Here is a 1,784-nt window from a genome sequence, read left to right as displayed (position 1 = left end):
CGGCCCGGATCGCGGCCGCCGCGGCGACGTCGAGCCCGGCCAGCGGTTCGTCGAGCAGCAACACGTCGGGTTCGGCGGCCAGCGCCCGGGCGATCGCGACCCGCTGCGCTTGCCCGCCGGACAGCTGGCGCGGCTTCCGGTCGGCCAGGCCCTCCGCGTCCACCTCGCGCAGCCACCCCAGCGCCGTGTCGGATCTTGCGGTGCGACCCGCCCGCCACCGCGCCCGACGGCTGTTCGGTCCGAAACCGACGTTGGCGGCAACACTCATGTGCGGGAACAGCAGCGCATCCTGCAGCAGCAGCCCGACCCGGCGGTCGTGTGTCGGCACGCTGACGCCGGCCGCGGTGTCGGTCAGGACCCGGTCCCCCAGCCGCACCACCGCGTGGTCGGGCCGAAGTAGCCCCGCGATGACGTGTAGCACCGTCGATTTGCCGGCGCCGTTGGGGCCGAGCACGGCGAGCACCTCGCCCGCGGATACCTCGAACTCCACGTCCACCCCGCGGTCCGCGACGACCGCGCGCAGCTGCAATTCGCTCACGGTTGCCCCGTGTCGGCCCCGGCCAGCCGGCGGGTGCCCAGGCCCAGCACCACCAGGGCCGCCACCACCACCAGCAGGATCGACAGCGCCACAGCGGCATTGGCGTCGGTCACCCGCTGCAGGTAGATCTCCAGCGGCAGCGTGCGGGTCACCCCCTGGCGGGATCCCGCGAAGGTCAGTGTCGCCCCGAATTCGCCCAGCGAGCGGGCGAAGGCCAGCACCGCCCCCGACACCACGCCCGGCAACAGCAGCGGCAGGGTGACCCGCCACCACACGACGCTCGGGCGCGCCCCCAGCGTCGCGGCCACCAGCTCGTAGTCGGCGCCGGCGGTGCGCGCGGCGCCCTCGAGGGAGATGACCAGGAACGGCAGCGAGACGAAGGTCTGGGCCAGCACCACGGCGGTGGTGCTGAACGCGATCCCGACACCGGCGGCCTCCAGGTACCGGCCGAGCAGCCCCAGCCGGCCGAACGCGTAGAGCAGCGCGATGCCACCGACCACGGGCGGCAGCACCAGGGGCAGCAGGATCAGCGGCCGCAGCAACCGGACCAACCGCGCCGTGCTGCGCGCCAGCACCAGCGCCATCGGCACGCCGAAGACCACGCACAGCGCCGTGCTGGCGGCGGCGGTCTTCAGGCTCAGCAACAGCGCCGTTTTCGACGACGAGCTGGTGATCAGCGACCAGAAGTGCGGCCAGTCGACCTTGACCGCGATGGCCAGCAACGGCAGCACCACGAAGACGGCCCCCGCCGCCGCGGGGAGGTACACCCAGCGGGGCAGGTCCGTCGGCCGGTGCACGGGCGGCTCAGGGTTTCGCGAAGCCGGCCTGGACCAGGATCTGCTGCCCGGTCGGCGAGGTCACCAAGTCGACGAACTTGTGCGCCTGCGCAGCGAGCGGTGCGTTCTTCAGCACGCCGATGGGATAGACGTTCGCCGCGGCGGCGGCCTCCGGGAAGGCCACGCTCGCCACCTTGGCGCCGGCGTTCTTGGCGTCGGTGACATAGACCAGCGCGGCGTCGGCCTGGCCGCTGGTGACCTTGGTGAGGGCGTCGGTCACGCTGGGTTCCTCGCTGACCGGGTTGAGGCGCACGCCCGTGCGGTCTTCGACGCGGCGGGCCGCCGCCCCGCACGGCACCGGCTGCTGGCAGGTCACCACGTTGAGGCCGGGTCTGGCCAGATCGGCGAAGGAGCCGATTCGCTTGGGGTTGCCCGGAGCGGTGACGATGACCAGGGTGTTCGACGCGAAG

Annotated in this window: 3 protein-coding genes; all 3 read right to left on the bottom strand. The window is 73.0% G+C overall.

Annotated features, from left to right (window positions below):
• Positions 1-538, bottom strand: a 538-nt coding sequence (locus A9W96_RS12050) for a sulfate/molybdate ABC transporter ATP-binding protein (protein ID WP_156765207.1), incomplete at its 3' end; no start/stop codon positions are given.
• Positions 535-1,335 carry an ABC transporter permease gene (locus A9W96_RS12045; RefSeq protein ID WP_067140008.1) on the bottom strand — a complete coding sequence of 267 codons (801 nt, stop codon included), beginning with the start codon at positions 1,333-1,335 and terminating at the stop codon, positions 535-537. The genes A9W96_RS12045 and A9W96_RS12050, both read right to left, overlap by 4 nt.
• Positions 1,336-1,342: 7 nt before the next feature.
• On the bottom strand, positions 1,343-1,784 hold a 442-nt coding region (locus tag A9W96_RS12040; protein ID WP_156765206.1), incomplete at its 5' end, for an extracellular solute-binding protein.

It is taken from the genome of Mycobacterium sp. 1245852.3 (assembly GCF_001669335.1).
Taxonomy (GTDB): Bacteria; Actinomycetota; Actinomycetes; order Mycobacteriales; family Mycobacteriaceae; genus Mycobacterium; species Mycobacterium europaeum_A.
The sequence above is the reverse complement of the archived record's forward strand: the minus strand, read 5'-3'. Positions and strand labels throughout refer to the sequence as shown.